We start from the raw sequence: 17,725 nt of genomic DNA on the forward strand, positions 1-17,725 counted from the left end.
AGAGGTCAAAATGTCTAATAACAATAAAGAGTATCTTGCACAAAGGCAGTTAAAAGGTGGCACCGCTGGCTGGCTATTACTTGCTGGTTTAGGCGTGTCGTATGTAATATCGGGAGATTTTGCTGGTTGGAACTTTGGTATAGCAGAAGCCGGATGGGGCGGCTTTGCAATTGCTGCCGTGTTAATGGCAATAATGTATTTAACGCTTGTGTTATCGCTTGCTGAAATGTCGGCTGCTATTCCTGCCGCCGGTGGTGGTTACAGTTTTGCGCGTCAAGCAATGGGGCCTGCTGGGGGCTATTTAACCGGTCTTGCTGTATTAATTGAATACGCACTAGCACCCGCCGCCATTGTTATATTTATTGGCTCAGCAGTAGAAGCTTTAACGGGTTTTAATGGCCCGTGGGTATATGCACTGTTTTATTTAGCGTTTGTGGGTATTCACTTAGCGGGTGTGGGCGAAGCCTTAAAAGTGATGATGGTGATCAGTGGCTTAGCTGTATTGGCTATTATTGCAACCGCTGTTGTACTTATTACTAACTTTGACGCCTCAAATTTATTTGATGTAGCAGTAACCGACGCCGCAGGTGCAAGCGACTTTTTACCGCTTGGTTGGTATGGCGTGTGGGCTGCATTGCCATTTGCTATGTGGCTATTTTTAGCTGTTGAAGGTGTACCGCTGGCAGCCGAAGAAGCTAAAGACCCTGCCAAAGATGTACCTAAAGGCATTATTGGCGCTATGTTATTTTTACTGTTTACGGCATTACTGGTTGTTGTGTTAGTGCCTGGTGCTGGTGGAGCACAAGCTATGGGGGCAAGCGCGGTACCGCTAGTAGATGCGCTTAATGTAACGGGTAATACAAGTTTAGCAACAGCCGTAAATATTTTAGGATTAGCAGGTCTGGTTGCATCGTTTTTCTCAATTATTTATGGCTATAGTCGCTTAGTGTTTGCACTTTCGCGTGCAGGCTATTTACCGCGTTCGTTATCAATTACCACAGAGCGTAAAGTACCAGCGCGTGCGCTCATTGTACCTGCCATTTTTGGCTTTGTTGTATCACTTAGTGGTGAGGGCGATTTAATATTAGCTATGGCGGTAGTAGGTGCAACGGTATCGTATGCATTAATGGCGCTTAGCCATATTATGTTACGTATAAAACAACCCGATTTAGTACGCCCTTATAAAACACCGGGCGGTATGGTTACATCTGGCGTTGCATTGGTGTTATCGCTAATAGCATTAACGGGTGTATATGCGTTCGACCCTCGTGCATTTTTATACACGGTAGTGCTATTTGTGATTGGCGCAGCTTATTACTTTGGCTATAGCGCAAAGCATTTAGTTGCTAAAAGTGCAGATGAAGAGTTTGCAATGCTTGCCGACGCTGAAGCGGACTTAGCAGCTTCAAACTAAGTGGGTTAACGACGATATTTATAGGCAATACGAGCTATCGCTCGTCACGCCAGCAAGCTGCGGGTCTACAGGCAATTTTAACCATTGTGTTAATTTTGGCGGTAGGCGCAGAGTTTGCTGGTGCGAGATGTAGAGCATTTAAGTACTTAATTATATAACTTAAAAGTAGCACTATCACTTACCCTAAACGTGTTACTTTTACTTTTATTTTACCTGCATTAGCGCCATAAAAGCGGCTTAAGTCGTTGGCAAATGGGCAAAACTCACCCGACTTAGCTATTTTTATATCACCGCCTCCAGCAATTTCAAACAGGTGTTCATCGTCTTGATTTATTGCACCCACTAAAGAAAACCATTGTGCGTGAGGAAGTCGCCTAAATGGCTCAAGTAATGCCATGGGTATTTCTTTTACACCTAACTGCATATTATCGCGATGCCAACCTAAAGAGCTGCACTTTATGCCATCGTCGTACCAAAACTGGTCTGGGTAGGGGGTAAATCGATACGTAGCTCCTTGTTCAAGCATTAAGCCGGTGGTGTTGTATTGCTCTGAGGCAAATACCATTACATCTTGGCTTTGGTTAATACTTAGCACGCTCATATTTTGGTTTGCGAGTGCAATATGTGGGCTTAGCCCTATAAAGCTTAATGTTGTGCCATCGTTATAACTAATTTTGTAATGACGTTTTTTAAGAGACTCAGGGCGATAGCTGGTAAGCTTATTTATACGCGCAGCCACACTTTGGTGAACTAATGGCTCAAGGTTGCTTGCTTCGTTATCAATAAGTACATAGCACTCCCTATCAACCAATTTAAAAAAAGGATTAAACCAAAAGTAATTTTGTTGATGGCTCAATGCAAGTGGGTCGGGTATGACTGTTACATCGTCTTGGTCTACTAAATTACTCTCTGGCAGTAAGGCGTTGTAGTCAATGTCGTGGCTCGTTAATAGCGATATATTAAGTGGCTGCTCAATTAACCACTCAAGTGCGTAACGCAAGCAAATATCAGCAAGACCATCACGATAATAGCCACCACCAATATCTGAATGCGCACCTGCAAACCAAAGTTCGGTAATATTATTTTGATTGTTCATTAGGGTGGGTTCAAACGCACGGCGTTTTTCATCAAGGGCAACGCAGTGCAGCGCCTGTGAAATATTATTAGCAATAGTGTGGTTTTCAAAAATAACGTGTTCAGCGCCACGAGTTGCTTTACTTACTTTTGATAAGCCAATAGAGGCCACGGTATCAAACACACATATATAAATATTATTACTAATTAAAGGCTCTAGAATTTTTGCAAAACGCCTGGCAAGTGCGCCGCCTCGGCTAAAACCACTAAGAAGTAGTGTATCGCCCATTTGGTAATGTGTTTTAAAATCACTCATGGCTTGATTTAAAATACTGGCAACATCGTCACTGCGCGGTGCTAAGGTTTGGTTTAAAATACGTTTTAAGCGGCTACCTTTAGTGCCAATACCTTGGTAATAAAAACTAAGCTGGTTTGTAAATGGAGTAGTGGGGGAGTCATCGAGCTTGCCGCCTAATAACAAGTGCAGCTTAAGAATATTAGAAATACTACTGTCTTCTTTAAAATGGTCTGAGCTAAATTGTTCTGCGTCGCGGGGCTCGCCCCCTGTACCATCAAAATTAAAAATCAGCGTTTTACTTGTCATAGCCCTAATCCTTTAATTGTTTTAAATACTCTACACAGGCAATGTTAAATATTAAAGACATTAATTCTGTTAAATAGCACGCTAAGTGACGTTAGCGTGCTTAGCGGGTTATTTAGTGATTATCAAACATATAATGATTTAGCTCTGTGCCCAGGGCAGGCTTAAGCGCTGGGTTTAGCTGAATTAACTGCTGATAAACCTCAGGGTAAAACATTTTTAATCGGGCAACGCGGGCTAAGTGATTTGGTTCAAACTCTTTGACTATCCGTAGCGCTAAAGGAACTGTTTTGCTTAACTTCCCTTGGTTATAGCTTTGTTCTAACGCTAGGTCGAGTATATCTACCCCCAGCTTTTTTGCATCAGTGGGTATTTTATTATCTATTAAAAATTGCACTATATCGTTTGAGGCAAACATTGCCTGTATGTATACGTCGCGGCCATACACGTCGGTAATCGAAAAATCAAAACCAGCTTGTTTTAGTTTTTGCCATTGACTAAGTGGAAGACTGCTCAATCGTAGTAAATCACTGGGTGGCTTAGGTTCAACTCGGCTTTGCCAAAGAGTAATTAAATCATCAGGCTTTAACAGTAATAAAGAAAAAAGCCTATCCGTTTCGGCTTGAGTTAATACTGTACTAAGGCTGTACTCATACGCTTTTTGGTATTGCTCTTTAGATAATAATTCGCTAAATGTGCTTTGGCTTCTATCGTATGAATGCTGATTGTTTAGTGAAGTAAACCAGTAGTTAACTAACACTGGGTCTATTGCGTGCAAAACAGCTGCGCTTTGATCACCGTGCTCTTCATTTGCATTCCATACTTGGTTATAAGCTTGCCTTATTCCAACTAACTGCTCGGCTGATCTTAAATCTTTATGTAAGTCATTACAGTTGTTACTACGAGCTTGTAGCTCATTTTTTTGTTGTTCTATATCTATTAAAAATGTAGCTATGTCAGAGTTATCAGCAGTTGTTACTTTAGGTAGTTCTGCATTGCTTATTTCCTCTATAGGGCTAAAGTAAGCGTATTGCGCTGGGTTGTCCTGCTTATTAATATAGGCGCCTTGCTGGTAAATAAAATCGTTTACAAAAAATACCCCTTTGCTATTTAGAACTTCATTCGCATTGCCGCTATGTGCTTTGTATCCACGCTTTTTAAGGTAGTCTAAAAGCTCAGTGTTCTTAGTATTTAGCGGGGCTAGGGTTAAGTTAGCGCTTTTAGGCAGGTTTACAATAGCCACGTCTAACCCTGTGAATAAGCCTGGCTCATTGGTTGGCACAATCCCTTTTTGTTGCAGTGCTTTTACAAGGGGTAAATTAAATTTACTGACCGCAATATCGGCTAAATTATATAAAACAGTGTTTTTTTCGTATAACGGCATAGCATCCAGCACGGGAACTTGCTGTAAAAGCGCAATAATATACTCATTAGGAATATCGTTTTTTATAGCCGTAGCCACTTCATTTACTGTAAATTGGTTAGCTGAAATAGCCTGCTCAAACTCTTTTGGGGTAAATTTATTTGCATTAAGTACAAACAATGTAGCCGGGGAAATAACCTCACTGCCTTTGAGTTTAAAAAACGTTTTAGAGTAAGTGGTAAATGTATCGGTGTTGCTTAATAAAGCGTAAAGAGTTTCTTTTTGTACATTTTCATCAAGGGGGACACTCAGAGTAAGTCCTGGAGGGCTATGTTTATTATCTCCAAGCTGTTGAATCATTTCTTTTAGTTTATCATTGGTGAAGCCTTTAATTGCCTCAATGCCTTGCCAACTTGCTAGCTCGTTTAAAGAGTAAGAAATATTAAACTGCTGTTTTTGCTCAGCAACTATAGCATCCCTTAAAAGAGCAATGTATTGGTGCTTATTGTTTTCTGATAGGTTTTCATACTTTAAAAGCGTGGATACCGATGTCCCTTTTTTAAGCTCACTTACAAAAAATGAAACAAGCGATTGATTCAATAGTTGTACTTTATTGCTTTGTTGTTGTGACTGATCTCTACACAGGCTAATCTGTTTTTTTAGTTTATTAACGACCTGTTGCGGTGAGTTGTCATTTGGCTGCTCTTTATTGTCTACATTGGGTTCAGTGGTGGTTGGTTTCACTTGTTCTGCTTGCTCTACAGCTTCAGTGTGAGGTTGAGTTTGAAAAAAATAAACGGCCAAGGCAGTGATTGTTACAATCCCAAAAAGTACTTTTTTCATCAACGTCAATCCTTTGAATTCACAAATATATTTATCTACATGGTACTATTTTAGATACGCATAGTGCAAAAAAAGCTTTAAGAAATAATACTACCTCTTAAAGCTTTTGATTACTTAGCCGTTGTGTTTACGTATTAATGCAATTTCATTTTAGGGCGCACAACACGTAGTACCTTTTCGCTTATCCATAACGCAAACGTTTTTGCGCTGCCGTGTATGGCACGTTGATGCATGCGATACAGCGATATATACATAAAGCGAGCAATTTTACCTTCTATAAAAAAGGTGTTGCTGGTTAAGTTACCCATTAAATTACCTACCGTACTGTAGCGCGATAAGTTAACGAGTGAACCATGGTCGCTATATTTAAAGCCGCATAGTGGCTGTTGTTTTAAAGTGGCAATGAGGTTTTTTTCTACGCATAGCGCCATTTGATGAGCCGATTGTGCGCGGGGCGGCACAAGTTTTCCGTCTTCTTGGGTAAAGGCGCAGCAATCGCCAAGTACAAAAATGCTCTCATCTACGGTGCTTTGTAAAAACTCGTTAACCTTAATTTGGTTGCTACGGGTAAGCTCAAAAACACCTAAGTCTTTAATAAAATCTGGCGCTTTTACACCTGCGGCCCATACCATTATATCGGCATCTATGTGTTCTTCGTCTTTTGTGATAAAACCTTGCTCGGTGGCTTCTTTTACCTGTGTTTGCTCTCGCACGTTTACGCCCAATTTGAGTAGCTCACGTTTAGCGCTTACGGCAATACGCTCAGGTAGGGCAGGTAAAATACGAGGGCCGGCTTCTATTAAATGAATATGTAATCGCTTAGACGACATATTTGTAAGGCCGTAAAGCTTAAGTAATTCAGATACATGGTACAGCTCAGCTGAAAGCTCAACACCGGTTGCGCCGCCGCCCACAATAGCAATATTTAACGATTGCTGTTGGTTATCGTCTTGGTGTAGGCGGGTAAAGCTGTCGAGTAGTGAATGCTGAAAACGTTCTGCTTGCTGGTTTGAGTCTAAAAAGTAGCAATGATCTTTTATACCTGGCGTATTAAAGTCGTTACTTACACTGCCTATGGCAATAACAAGGTGATCGTAGCGTACGGTGCGCTTAGGTAAAATAGTGTGGCCTAGCTCATCAAGGTGCGGCGCAAGGGTGATGGTTTTATTGCTTTGATCAATATTACAAAACGTACCAAGCTGAAAATTATAATGGTGCTTTGCAGCGTGGGCTGAATACACAACGCCATCTAAATCGGGGTCAATAGAGCCTGTCGCTACTTCGTGAAGTAACGGCTTCCATATGTGGGTACGGTTTTTGTCTATTAGTAGAATTTCTGCTTGTTTTTTCTTTCCTAGTTTATGCCCTAATTGTGTTGCTAGCTCTAATCCACCAGCGCCACCGCCAATAACGACGATTTTAGGTTTAGTAATACTCATAACGTTGCCCTCAAAAAATAATATACCCAAATAATCTGTATTATTTTTAGTATTTTGAGGTCACTTGGGTATAGAAAAAGTTATTTTTGGCAAACGCGACTATTTATTTTTTCGCTATTAGTTTGCGCCTAAATAAAGGATATGTCAGCAAAAAATGCTGAATAAAGGCATATAAGTTATACTCACTTTCTTATCGTTTAGCTGTGCAGTTAAATTGCTGTTAAAAACACCAAAAAGGATTATTTATGACCTCGCCATTAATTCAATCACTTGAGCAACATTTTGGTTTTAGCCAATTTAGAACAGGACAGCAGCAAACTATTGAGCAGCTTTTAAATGGGCAATCGTCACTGGCTATATTTCCTACAGGATCGGGTAAGTCGTTGTGTTATCAGCTAACGGCTATGCATTTACCAAACTTAACCTTGGTGGTATCGCCTTTACTTGCATTGATGAAAGATCAAATTAGCTTTTTAAATAGCAAAGGTATTTACGCGGCAAGCCTTGATTCTAGCCAAGACCAAATGCAAAGCAGCACGGTAATGAACGATGTGCGAAATGGTAAAATTAAAGTATTAATGGTGTCGGTGGAGCGTTTTAAAAACGAGCGTTTTAGAGAGTTTATAAGCCAAGTTGCGCTGTCTATGTTGGTGGTAGACGAAGCGCACTGTATATCTGAATGGGGCCATAACTTTAGACCCGATTACTTAAAACTACCGCGATACCGCGAAGAGCTAAATATTCCACTGGTACTATTACTTACCGCCACAGCCACTAAAAAAGTAAAACGCGATATGAGCGAGCGCTTTAATATAGCGCCAGAGTGTATTGTACAAACAGGGTTTTACCGCGCTAACCTCGATTTAAGCGTACTAAGTGTAAAAACAGCTGATAAAAACACCGAACTTACTAACATAGTGCGTGCGCAAAATGGCCCAGGTATTGTGTATGTAACGCTTCAGCAAAGTGCTGAACAAGTGGCCAATACGCTAAGTGCGCAAGGTATACAGGCGGTTGCGTATCACGCGGGGCTTGAAGATACGCTTAGGTGGCAAATTCAAGATGATTTTATGGCAGGTAAAATTAACGTAGTAGTAGCAACAATAGCGTTTGGTATGGGCGTTGATAAATCAGATATTCGCTTTGTTATACATTACGATTTACCTAAATCGATTGAAAACTATAGCCAAGAAATTGGCCGCGCAGGGCGCGATGGTAACCCATCAAACTGCTACACCCTGGCTAATTTAGATGGCCTAAATACGGTAGAAAACTTTGTGTACGGCGATACTCCCGAGCTTAGCGGCATTGAATATGTAATTAACGATATTAAATCGCAGCCGCAGCAATGGGAAATGCAAGAGTACAGCCTTTCAAGCGAAAGTAATATTCGCCAATTAGCGCTTAAAACCTTGCTGGTACAACTAGAAATGCAAGGCGCAATAACGCCGCAGTACGCCTATTACGCCGATTTTAAATACAAGTTTTTGGTAGATAAAAACGAGCTACTTAGCCAGTTTGACGAGCAGCGCCAAGCCTTTTTAACGCAAATATTTACCCATACCGATTTTAAAAAAATATGGGGCACGCTTAATTTTGACACCCTTACACAAGCCGCGCAGGTTGATCGTAAACGGGTTGTGGCCGCGCTTGATTACCTAGCTGAAAAAAACCTAATAACCCTTGAAACCAAACGTATTACCCAAGTTTACAAAGTGCATAGTGAGGTTATAAATAACCCTGAGCTTGCAAAGCAACTTCATGACTACTTTAGCGATAAAGAACAAGCCGAAATTAAACGTATAGCTGCACTGGTACGCTTTTTTGAGCTACAAAGTTGTTTAAGCTATAACTTAGCGCGTTATTTTGACGACCAAAATGCGCCAGCGCAATGCGGGCATTGCAGTGTATGCCGTGGTAATGCTGTTAAGCTTGAGTATTCAATAGAGCCTGCTCACATTGCCGATGACGTTGTTTATCAAAAAGTGGATGAATTTTTAGCGCATATGGCAACAAAAGGTATTCATAATGTAGGTATTGAAACGCAGTGCCGCTTTTTAGCGGGCATGAGTGTGCCGTTATTTGCTCGTAATAAAGTGCGCCAACTGAGTGGCTTTGCGCTTTGTGAACAGATGCGTTACAGCGATATTAAAGCAAAATTACTAGCGCGTTAAATTAGTTACTGTATCCTAGTGGCTTATTCAAAAAAGTAAGTCACTATGCCTAACACTGTTATTCCGAGTAAAACTATTTCCTCTACACCTGAGCCTGTAACCTGCGCTAATTGCCAGGCATGTTGCTGCCAATTAGAAGTACGCATAGTGACCGACACCGGCGTGCCTTTTCAGTACATTGATTACGACAAATGGGGCAGCGAAGTAATGAAACGAGGTGACGACGGCTGGTGCCAAGCACTCGACCGTAATACTCTAATGTGTACTATTTACGAAAACCGCCCACTTACGTGCCGCGAGTTCGAAATGGCCTCAAACGAGTGTATTACAGAGCGTGAAATAGCGGGTATTTAATAAACATACGCAAACAACAAAGGGGCTTTTAAGCCCCTTTGTTGTTTGCGTTAAAAAATCACTTCACTTTAAAGTAACTAATATATTGTTTTAGTGTTGTTGAAAGGTCGGCTAATGCAACGGCTTTTTGCGCGTTGTTATTTAATGACTGGCTGGTTTCTTGCGACATACTGGCAATTTCTTCAACGCCTGAACTAATTTGTGCAACAGTTGCTACTTGGCTTGATGTAGCCTCTACAATTTCAAGCACGTTACTTAATGAATCGTTAGCTTGTTGTTGTATTTGGTTAAGTAACTGGTTGGCCTCGTGAGTAAGGGTTAAACCGTTTTCTACCTGTGGTACGGTGGTTTCCATTGCTGTTACCGACGCTTGAGTGTTTTCTTGCACTTGTAAAATCATTTTTTCAATATCGCCGGTTGCATCGCCGGTGCGTTGTGCAAGCTGTCTTACTTCGTCGGCTACAACAGCAAAGCCTCGGCCAGATTCACCCGCTCTTGCTGCTTCTATTGCTGCATTAAGTGCTAATAAATTAGTTTGATCAGAAATACTACGGATCACACTTAATATATCTCCAATGTGTTTTACATGTTCTTGCAGCACATTTACTTGATTTACAGTGGCTTTAACCGTTAGTGAAATTTGCTCAATTTCGGCCGCTACCTTTTGCACTGCAATACTGCCCTGCTGCGATAACTGTGCGGTTACTTTTGAGTTATCTTCTGTTTGTTTAACAGAGCCTGCAACTGCATTTATACTGCGGCTCATTTCTTCTAGGCTACTTACCGCTGAATTAGTATAAGTAACTTGTGCATCAGCTGCGCTAAGTGCTTGCTGTGAGCCTGATGCAACACTTGCCGAGTGAGTAGACAGCTCATCAGATGAATTAATAATGCTATCTACAATGGTTTTTAATTTACTTTGCATAACGGCTACTGAGGCCATCATGCTATTTGGGCAGCACGAATCTACATTTGCAGTTAAATCACCTTGTGAGATTAACGCTATTACTTTAGCGGCTTCTTGTGGCTCACCACCTACCGAATCTCTTATACGCAAACTAATTACGTACGCTACGCTTGCACCTATTAAAATAGCGAGAGCGGTTAATGTAATCATCCATATTTTAAACGAGCTGGCCACTTCGCGAGTATCAACAGTTGTAGCTTGATTTGCCTGCTCTTGTAAATCTATAAACTGGTTTATGGTGTTTAACCAAAGTGTAAATGCAGGGCGGGCATCGGTTAATAAAATACGCGACGCCTCGTTTAAGTTCCCGCCATTTTTAGCATTAATAACCGATTTAATATACGGCTGTGTTTGCTGCTCTATTTGGTTAATTTTATTTATTAAAGCGCGCTCTTCATTGCTCATATCGCTTATTAACGTATTCATGGCGCGGCTTGAGGTTTGATAAAATACATCAAGCTCTTTTATATCATTTAACACTGTATTTAAAGTGCTTTGCTCGGTTATTAAAACTACATCTCTAAGTGCTATAGCACGGTCGTGTACGCTCCCTCTAAAGTTAATTGCGTAGCGCTGCTTTACCGAATTTACGTCGGTCATATGAGTTATGTTGCTATTAATATGGCTTACACGGGATATACCAATTACAGTTAAAATAAGCATCATAGTTAAAATAATGCCAAAGCCTGTTACTAAGCGCATGTTTATGGTCATAGTTACTTTCCAATTCAGAACACTAACCATGGTAGATTAATGAGGTATTTAAAATAATAAGGGCATTATGCACCAAAAAAAGCGCATTGAAGCAATAATAGACCGGAAATTGTAAATTTACTTTACAAACTTTATTAGAAGGATCGTATTGGAGGGGGAATTATTAAAACATACGTATTAAAAAAGGGGCTTAAAAGCCCCTTTGGTTTATCTGTGTTTTAATTAATCGTATTTAGCTTCTAGCTCATTAGCCGTATGAAACTTCTCGTGGCTTTGTAATTGCTCATCGTATTTTACAAGGTGTTTAAAGTGCGCAAGCTGGCCTGAGTTTTTAACTATTTCTACAATAAACGACATCATAATGTCTGCACCAGTAAGGGTGTCGCCTACTAAATAACGTTTACCTTGTAGTCGGTCATTAAAATAGCTAATTACTTTAACGGTTTCTGCGTCGGCATAATTTTCTAAAAACTCTGTTTTAGCGCCATCTTTTAAAACAAACATTTTGAGTAGTAATGGCAAAATAGCTGAGCTTTCAGCGAAGTGTAACCATTGCTGATAATCTACATATTCAGCGGTGCCTGCTTTTGGCGCAAATTTTCCGTTACCGTATTTAGTAATTAGGTAATCGGTAATGGCGCCCGATTCGGTAACAATTAGGCCATCGTCTTCAATAACAGGCGATTTACCTAATTGATGAACTTTTTTAAGTTCGTCAGGTGCTAAAAAAGTCTCGGTATTGCGCTGGTATGCCACAATTTCGTAATCAACATCTAGCTCTTCTAAAAGCCAAATAATACGTTTAGAGCGTGATTTATTTAAGTGATGAAGCTTGATCATGTCAGTCCTTGTTGGCGTTACAGCATAGGCTGTAACGCCTTAATATTTATTAAAGTGGTTCGTTAATTTTAACCACGGTTTTACCAAAGTTTTTGCCGCAAATCATATCGTTAAATGCACTTACAGTGTTTTCAATACCTTCAACCATGTGCTCGCGGTACTGTACTTTGCCTTCTTTAAGCCATTTTTGCATGTCTTGTGCAAATTCATCGTAGCGATGGCCGTAATCGTCAAAAATAATAAAGCCCTGCATTTTAATACGCTTGGTAAGTAATTGGCCCATTAGCATGCCCATACGATCAGGGCCTTCAGGCAAGCTTGTAGAATTATACTGCGATACTAAACCACACAGTGGTACACGAGCTGCGGTATTAAGTAGTGGTAATACGGCGTCAAACACTTTACCGCCCACATTTTCGTAATATACATCTATGCCGTTACCACAGGCTTTTTCTAACTGGTCTGCAAAGTCATCGGCTTTGTGATCAATACAAGCATCAAAGCCTAGCTTTTCAACTGCGTGGCTACATTTTTCACTGCCACCAGCAACGCCCACTACTTTACAGCCTTTAAGTTTAGCTATTTGGCCAACCGTTGCGCCAACAGGGCCTGTTGCCGCAGCAACCACTACAGTTTCACCTTCTTGTGGGTCGCCAATATCTAGTAACCCCATGTAAGCGGTAAAGCCTGGCATACCTAAAATACCCAGTGCATACGAAGGGTTCTCTGGCTCTTTACCTAATTGCATTAAGCCTTCGCCATTACTAATGGCGTAACTTTGCCAACCAGTGTAGGCAAGCACCCACTCGCCTTCGCTAAATTTATCGTTTTTAGACTCTTCTACTTGGCATACAGTAGCACCTACCATTACATCGCCTACATTTACCGGATCGGCATACGATTTAGCATCGCTCATGCGGCCACGCATATAAGGGTCAAGTGAAAGGTATATGGTGCGTAGTAATACTTCGCCATCTTTAAGCGCTGGTAAATCTACTGTTTTAAGGTCAAAGTTTTCATCGGTAGGGGCGCCATGCGGGCGTGATGCTAAAGTAAGTTGACGACTAGCTGCAGACATAAAAATCTCCTCTTAAAGTGAATTTACTTAGCGAATGTTTATGCGTTTAATAACCTAATTGGCATAAACAATAATGCGCGCTAAGTAGTATATGTATGTACAAATTTGTACCTTATAACAGGAGTTTTGGGCGGGGGGCTGCTAATTCAAGCTTTGCTAAGATAATTTAATCTGAGCTTTAAATAATAAACCTATCTCAAGTAGCCATTTATGCGCTAGCTGTGTTGTTTTAGTTTGCTAAAAATATGGCTATTGTAAAACACGCCATCTTTATAAATGGCTTGTTTAAGTATGGCCTCGGCTTCAAAGCCGCATTTAGTCAATACCTTTATAGAGCCGGTATTACCAGTAAACACAGCGCCAAAAATCCTATTTAGATTTGAGTTTTTAAACGCGTTATTGCAAATTGTTGTAATAGCGTGAGTTATTATTCCTTGCCCCCAAAAGTGACTATTAAGCCAATAACCAATTTCGCCACTGCGGTTGTACTCAAACTCTCCGGGCGTTATGCCAATGCACCCTGCAAATTGCTCATTTACAACAATGGCTTTAATAATCCCATTTTTAGAGCCTTGGTTTATCCACCAGTCGGCGTCGGCTTGCGTATACGGGAACGGAATTTTAGACGATAGAAAACGCGTAACCTGTTCATCGTTTAAGGTATTAATAATGTGTGGCGCGTCTTGTGGTTTAAAGTCTCTTAGGGTGATCATTGTTTTAATTAAGTGTCTGTTGCATACGGGTCAACTTAGCAAGCAATTAGGGATTGCACAATCACAAAGATTAACTGTTTACGCCTATAACTTTGTTTTAAAGTACTCTAATATAAGCAAAATATGATACCTGTTTAAGATACCTTTATGCACCCACACATAGCCGCCCTTTATAATAGTGCCCAAAAGCCAAGCCGTTTAATTATAGGTTTAATGAGCGGTACCTCGTTAGATGGGCTCGACGTAGCATTGTGTAAGGTAACGGGCGCAGGTATAAATACGCAAATTGAAGTGCTTAACTTTACCACCGTTGACTATAACAACGAGTATAAAAGTAAAATAAAGCAGGTATTTGCTAAACGAGAATGCGATTTAGAACTTGTAACCCTATTACACCCTTGGGTCGGTAAACTCCATGGCGACATGGTTAATCAGTGCTTACATACTTGGCAGGTGAATCCGGAAAGTATTGATGTAATAGCCAGCCACGGGCAAACAATTTACCACTGCCCACAGTCGCAACATAGTCACACAAGCTTTACTAATGGCACATTACAAATTGGCGATAGCGACCAAATAGCCGTTACCACGGGTATAACAACGATTGGCGATTTTAGGCAAAAACATATAGCAGCAGGGGGCGAAGGTGCACCACTTGCGGTATATGGCGATTACTTATTTTTTGCAAATCCTAATGAAAATCGCATTTTATTAAACATGGGTGGCATTGCTAATTTAACGTTTTTACCTAAAAGCGGCGATGCAAACAGCGTATTTAGTAGCGACATTGGCCCAGGTAACACTATTATGGATGCGTACGTGCAGCAGCATTTTAAAGGCATGCATTTTGATGATGGCGCAAAAATAGCAAAAGCCGGTAAGGTAAATACCCTCTTATTAAATGCATTGTGTAGCAACGTATTTTTTAAGCTTGCGCTGCCTAAAACGACTGGACCTGAAGTATTTAATTTAGCGTATTTGCATGCTGCTCAGCTGCAAACAAATACACAGCACTTAAGCCATGAAGATGTAATAGCAACTTTAAATATGTTGAGCGCGGCGGTAATCGCTAATGCGTTAAATGAATGCGCGCAAAGTGCTAAAGAGTGTGTTGTGTACGCAAGTGGTGGCGGTATTCATAACCCATTATTAATGGCCCAGCTTAATACGCTGTGCCCAAGTATAAAAGCGTTTAAAAATACCGATGATTTGGGCATAAACCCCGATTCAAAAGAAGCCGTGTTATTTGCTATTTTAGCCAACGAGTGCCTAGCCGGTGAGCAGCAGCACCTAAATAACACTGCGCAGGGTATTGCTGGAGTTACTATGGGTAAAGTAAGTTTTGCTGATTAAGTTTTTATAAATTCGTATATCAACACATTAAAAAAACGAAAATAAACTTGAGCTCATATTACGAAAGTATTTTTTAACGCCGTGTGGCTTAACTTGGCTTTTAAGCTGTTGCTGTTTTTTATAACCTGCCTCAAATGCAGTTACTTGCATATCAAACTGCAAACTATTTTTTAAAGTGGCGTTTAAGCCATGCAGCATCAATTGCATTACCAAGCAGTGGCTTTGGGTAATTTTACTTAATGTTAAATACACATAACCGCGCTCTAAATCGGCATTATTAAGTGTTTTTTCAGTAAAATATTGTGCATCACGCGCACTAGGATACGTTGCGCTCAACGAAATAATATCGTTTTCATGGGCGTCGTCAGGCAATACGCATTGCAGCGTAATTTCATGCATCGCACTGGCTTGCAAGCTTAGCTGCTCGTACTCCATAGTGTGGCCCATAGCCGCAGATAGAGGATCTTCAAAAGACTGTAACGCAAATGTGAGTTGCGTCATTGGTGTGCTCATTTACTTCAACTTCTAGATTATAAAAAATACAGTTCGAGTTTAAATTATCACCTATTTTGATTGCAGTTTTATGACAAATTGCACTTAAGCGGATAATCGCTGTATTTTGATCAAAAAAGATCGCTATATGTTCTTTCTCATTCGGTTTTGGAATGGTTTGTCACACATCTGGAATAAAGAGCCTTATGTGGCAAGGCTTGTAGCGGTGGTGATATTGATCCTTATTTGGGTTTTTCTCATAGACTTTTCTTCATAGGGAATAGAATTTGGTTTTAGGCTTAAACTAATTTAAACACTAAATAGAGATCCTAAATTAATATTCCATACTTTATTTTTCTTGATTTAATACGGTATGGATAGCGCTTTATTGTTGTAATACTTATTAATAAAGTGATGTTTCCGGCCAAGATAATTGTCGCAATGCAAATGTTCTAAGGCGATTATGAGCGAAAAGCAGCATTGAGATTGGATAATTATAATAGCCAATTGAGTGGTCAAACTGCGCTTTGCGCATATATTCATGAAAATGCGCGCCGTGCGCAAATTGGATTGTTTAACTTCACCTAAAAACTTTAGAAAACTTAGTTATAGTAATACCTTAGGTAATTTGTTAAAACTATATAGAGTAGATAAATGAGCGCTAAGTCGGTAGAAATATGCGCGACGAGCGCACTATTAAATTGTTGAACTAAGCCGCTACGCGGAGATCCTATTCTTACCATTTGAGCCACACTTACCTTGGGGTTATCCCATAACTTGGAGGTAAGTCATGAATACACTCATTGAATAAGTCAAAACTGAAATAGCCTATCGTGGTTATTCACAAAGTACCTGTAAAAGTTACTGCGAGCATTTGCTTAAACTCAGCCATTATTTTAATAAACCACTCGATTTAATTACTGATGATGAGCTGAATATCTTTTTTAAAGATCCCGCTATTCGCAAGCTCTCCAGAGCGAGTCAAAAAATACAAATAAACAGCATTTGGTTTCTGTTTAAGAATATTTTACACCGCCCACTGAACTTAGACGTAGCCTTGCCTAAAGCAAAACCTCGGGCACCTACTTATTTATCGCGCGATGAGATGCGACGGCTTATAGAAAGTTGCACCGATATGCGCTTAAAAACATTGATTATGGTGTGCTATGGGTGTGGCTTACGTATAAGCGAACTACTACGCATTAAAGTACAAGATATCGATGGGCAGCGTAAAACCATTTTAATTGAACAGGGTAAAGGAGATAAGTCACGCTATGTTGTTGTATCAGATAGCATGCTAAATCAATTACGTTGCTATTGGAAAATGTATCACCCAACGGGCTGGATGTTTTATTCACGATGGTTAATGGATAAACCTATGTCACCCTCAAGCTTCAGAAAGCCATTGAGAAAACATGCACAAGCGTGTGACTTAAAGCACTGTAATCCACATGCTTTACGCCATGCTTATGCAACACACCAACTTGAATCAGGTATGCCACTTCATCAACTGCAACATCAGCTTGGTCATAGTGATATTAAAACCACACAAAGTTACTTACATTGGTTACCAGAGTTAGGTCATGGCGGCATTGATTTACTTGCGAGTTGGGGAAACCAATGAGCGGCTTGCACCTCGCTGATATTTTAAACTCGAATCTTGAAAATTATCGCCAGCATCATACGATGAGCTATCAACAACTGCGTGTCTGCCAGCACCTTCAATCATGCAGAACGGGTCAGCTCGGTTACCAAACATGGCAATGTGATAACTGTGGTGAGTCACAAAAGATTGGATGTAGCTGTCGAGACCGTCATTGCCCACGTTGCCAAGGGATGGCTACGGCTAAATGGGTGCAAAGACAGCAGGAGGATTTATTACCGTGCCAGTATTTCCACCTTGTTTTTACGCTCCCGCATGAGTTAAATATCATTGCGCACTATAACCCAAGCGCGTTGTACCAGTGTTTATTTAAAGCCGCATGGCAAACGCTGTGTAAATTTGCGAAACGAAAGAGGCATGGTCAGTTAGGTATGACAAGCGTACTGCATACGTGGGGGCAAAACTTAAGTCAGCATATTCACCTGCATTGCTTGATACCCGCAGGTGCACTTGAAAAAACGCACTGGCATGAAATAGAAAAAGGCTATTTATACCCCGTTAAAGCATTATCAACAGTGTTTAGAGGGAAAATGCTCGCGACGCTCAATGAATGCGATAGTTCATTCGCGAAGATAAGCACACCAACCAAATGGTGTGTGTATAGCAAAGCCTGTTTAACGTACAGTGAAAAGCTAGTTAGTTA

At 40.5% G+C, this 17,725-nt stretch carries 14 protein-coding genes; 6 read left to right on the forward strand and 8 right to left on the reverse strand.

Annotated features, from left to right (window positions below; all coding sequences use genetic code 11):
• Positions 1 to 10 precede the first annotated feature (10 nt).
• Entirely contained in the window at positions 11 to 1,414 is a 1,404-nt protein-coding gene (gene eat / locus CWC11_RS06170) for an ethanolamine permease (protein WP_138681985.1), read from the forward strand.
• Positions 1,415 to 1,592: 178 nt separating this feature from the next.
• Here the strand turns inward: eat and CWC11_RS06175 are convergent, their stop codons facing one another.
• The 3 genes from CWC11_RS06175 to CWC11_RS06185 form a co-directional block, all read right to left on the reverse strand.
• Complete coding sequence (locus tag CWC11_RS06175; RefSeq protein ID WP_138681986.1) at positions 1,593 to 3,092, reverse strand: phospholipase effector Tle1 domain-containing protein; 1,500 nt, start codon at positions 3,090 to 3,092, stop codon at positions 1,593 to 1,595.
• 112 nt (positions 3,093 to 3,204) lie between these two features.
• Entirely contained in the window at positions 3,205 to 5,295 is a 2,091-nt protein-coding gene (locus CWC11_RS06180) for a cupric reductase (RefSeq protein WP_138681987.1), read from the reverse strand.
• Positions 5,296 to 5,429: 134 nt separating this feature from the next.
• The gene (locus CWC11_RS06185) at positions 5,430 to 6,734 is read right to left on the reverse strand and encodes an NAD(P)/FAD-dependent oxidoreductase (RefSeq protein ID WP_138681988.1); all 1,305 of its coding nucleotides are present in this window, start codon (positions 6,732 to 6,734) and stop codon (positions 5,430 to 5,432) included.
• 245 nt (positions 6,735 to 6,979) lie between these two features.
• Between CWC11_RS06185 and CWC11_RS06190 the strand changes: the two genes are divergently transcribed.
• Together CWC11_RS06190 and CWC11_RS06195 are read left to right on the forward strand one after the other, a co-directional pair.
• Positions 6,980 to 8,908, forward strand: a complete 1,929-nt coding sequence (locus CWC11_RS06190; RefSeq protein ID WP_138681989.1) for a RecQ family ATP-dependent DNA helicase — start codon at positions 6,980 to 6,982, stop codon at positions 8,906 to 8,908.
• Between the two features lie 45 nt (positions 8,909 to 8,953).
• A complete protein-coding gene (locus CWC11_RS06195; protein ID WP_138681990.1) occupies positions 8,954 to 9,262 on the forward strand; it encodes a YkgJ family cysteine cluster protein in 309 nt (102 codons plus the stop codon).
• A 58-nt stretch (positions 9,263 to 9,320) separates the two neighbouring features.
• On the opposite strand, the gene CWC11_RS06200 is transcribed toward CWC11_RS06195, so the two are convergent.
• The 4 genes from CWC11_RS06200 to CWC11_RS06215 all read right to left on the reverse strand — a co-directional run bounded on the left by CWC11_RS06200 (position 9,321) and on the right by CWC11_RS06215 (position 13,574).
• Entirely contained in the window at positions 9,321 to 10,943 is a 1,623-nt protein-coding gene (locus CWC11_RS06200; RefSeq protein WP_138681991.1) for a methyl-accepting chemotaxis protein, read from the reverse strand.
• Positions 10,944 to 11,165: 222 nt separating this feature from the next.
• The gene (locus CWC11_RS06205) at positions 11,166 to 11,783 is read right to left on the reverse strand and encodes a glutathione S-transferase family protein (RefSeq protein ID WP_138681992.1); all 618 of its coding nucleotides are present in this window, start codon (positions 11,781 to 11,783) and stop codon (positions 11,166 to 11,168) included.
• 49 nt (positions 11,784 to 11,832) lie between these two features.
• On the reverse strand, positions 11,833 to 12,861 hold the full coding sequence (gene curA / locus CWC11_RS06210) for an NADPH-dependent curcumin/dihydrocurcumin reductase (RefSeq protein WP_138681993.1): 1,029 nt from the start codon (positions 12,859 to 12,861) through the stop codon (positions 11,833 to 11,835).
• A 215-nt stretch (positions 12,862 to 13,076) separates the two neighbouring features.
• Complete coding sequence (locus tag CWC11_RS06215) at positions 13,077 to 13,574, reverse strand: GNAT family N-acetyltransferase (RefSeq protein ID WP_138681994.1); 498 nt, start codon at positions 13,572 to 13,574, stop codon at positions 13,077 to 13,079.
• Between the two features lie 147 nt (positions 13,575 to 13,721).
• Here CWC11_RS06215 and CWC11_RS06220 point away from each other — a divergent pair, with 147 nt between their 5' ends.
• Positions 13,722 to 14,927, forward strand: coding sequence for an anhydro-N-acetylmuramic acid kinase (locus tag CWC11_RS06220; RefSeq protein WP_138681995.1), 1,206 nt, complete (start codon positions 13,722 to 13,724; stop codon positions 14,925 to 14,927).
• A gap of 27 nt (positions 14,928 to 14,954) precedes the next feature.
• On the opposite strand, the gene CWC11_RS06225 is transcribed toward CWC11_RS06220, so the two are convergent.
• The gene (locus tag CWC11_RS06225) at positions 14,955 to 15,440 is read right to left on the reverse strand and encodes a hypothetical protein (protein WP_171038400.1); all 486 of its coding nucleotides are present in this window, start codon (positions 15,438 to 15,440) and stop codon (positions 14,955 to 14,957) included.
• Positions 15,441 to 16,242: 802 nt separating this feature from the next.
• Between CWC11_RS06225 and CWC11_RS06230 the strand changes: the two genes are divergently transcribed.
• Entirely contained in the window at positions 16,243 to 17,043 is an 801-nt protein-coding gene (locus tag CWC11_RS06230) for a tyrosine-type recombinase/integrase (protein WP_283240988.1), read from the forward strand.
• On the forward strand, positions 17,040 to 17,725 hold a 686-nt coding region (locus CWC11_RS06235; protein ID WP_138681997.1), incomplete at its 3' end, for an IS91 family transposase. The genes CWC11_RS06230 and CWC11_RS06235, both read left to right, overlap by 4 nt.

The organism is Pseudoalteromonas sp. S3178 (assembly GCF_005886985.1).
Taxonomy (GTDB): Bacteria; Pseudomonadota; Gammaproteobacteria; order Enterobacterales; family Alteromonadaceae; genus Pseudoalteromonas; species Pseudoalteromonas carrageenovora.

Excerpts from the sequence above, each read along its gene's own strand:
- CWC11_RS06175 (WP_138681986.1), bottom strand. The coding sequence starts at position 3,092 with ATGACAAGTAAAACGCTGATTTTTAATTTTGATGGTACAGGGGGCGAG.
- CWC11_RS06215 (WP_138681994.1), bottom strand. The coding sequence starts at position 13,574 with ATGATCACCCTAAGAGACTTTAAACCACAAGACGCGCCACACATTATT.
- CWC11_RS06190 (WP_138681989.1), top strand. The coding sequence starts at position 6,980 with ATGACCTCGCCATTAATTCAATCACTTGAGCAACATTTTGGTTTTAGC.
- CWC11_RS06225 (WP_171038400.1), bottom strand. The coding sequence starts at position 15,440 with ATGAGCACACCAATGACGCAACTCACATTTGCGTTACAGTCTTTTGAA.
- CWC11_RS06205 (WP_138681992.1), bottom strand. The coding sequence starts at position 11,783 with ATGATCAAGCTTCATCACTTAAATAAATCACGCTCTAAACGTATTATT.
- CWC11_RS06220 (WP_138681995.1), top strand. The coding sequence starts at position 13,722 with ATGCACCCACACATAGCCGCCCTTTATAATAGTGCCCAAAAGCCAAGC.
- CWC11_RS06180 (WP_138681987.1), bottom strand. The coding sequence starts at position 5,295 with ATGAAAAAAGTACTTTTTGGGATTGTAACAATCACTGCCTTGGCCGTT.
- CWC11_RS06195 (WP_138681990.1), top strand. The coding sequence starts at position 8,954 with ATGCCTAACACTGTTATTCCGAGTAAAACTATTTCCTCTACACCTGAG.
- CWC11_RS06200 (WP_138681991.1), bottom strand. The coding sequence starts at position 10,943 with ATGACCATAAACATGCGCTTAGTAACAGGCTTTGGCATTATTTTAACT.
- curA (WP_138681993.1), bottom strand. The coding sequence starts at position 12,861 with ATGTCTGCAGCTAGTCGTCAACTTACTTTAGCATCACGCCCGCATGGC.
- eat (WP_138681985.1), top strand. The coding sequence starts at position 11 with ATGTCTAATAACAATAAAGAGTATCTTGCACAAAGGCAGTTAAAAGGT.
- CWC11_RS06185 (WP_138681988.1), bottom strand. The coding sequence starts at position 6,734 with ATGAGTATTACTAAACCTAAAATCGTCGTTATTGGCGGTGGCGCTGGT.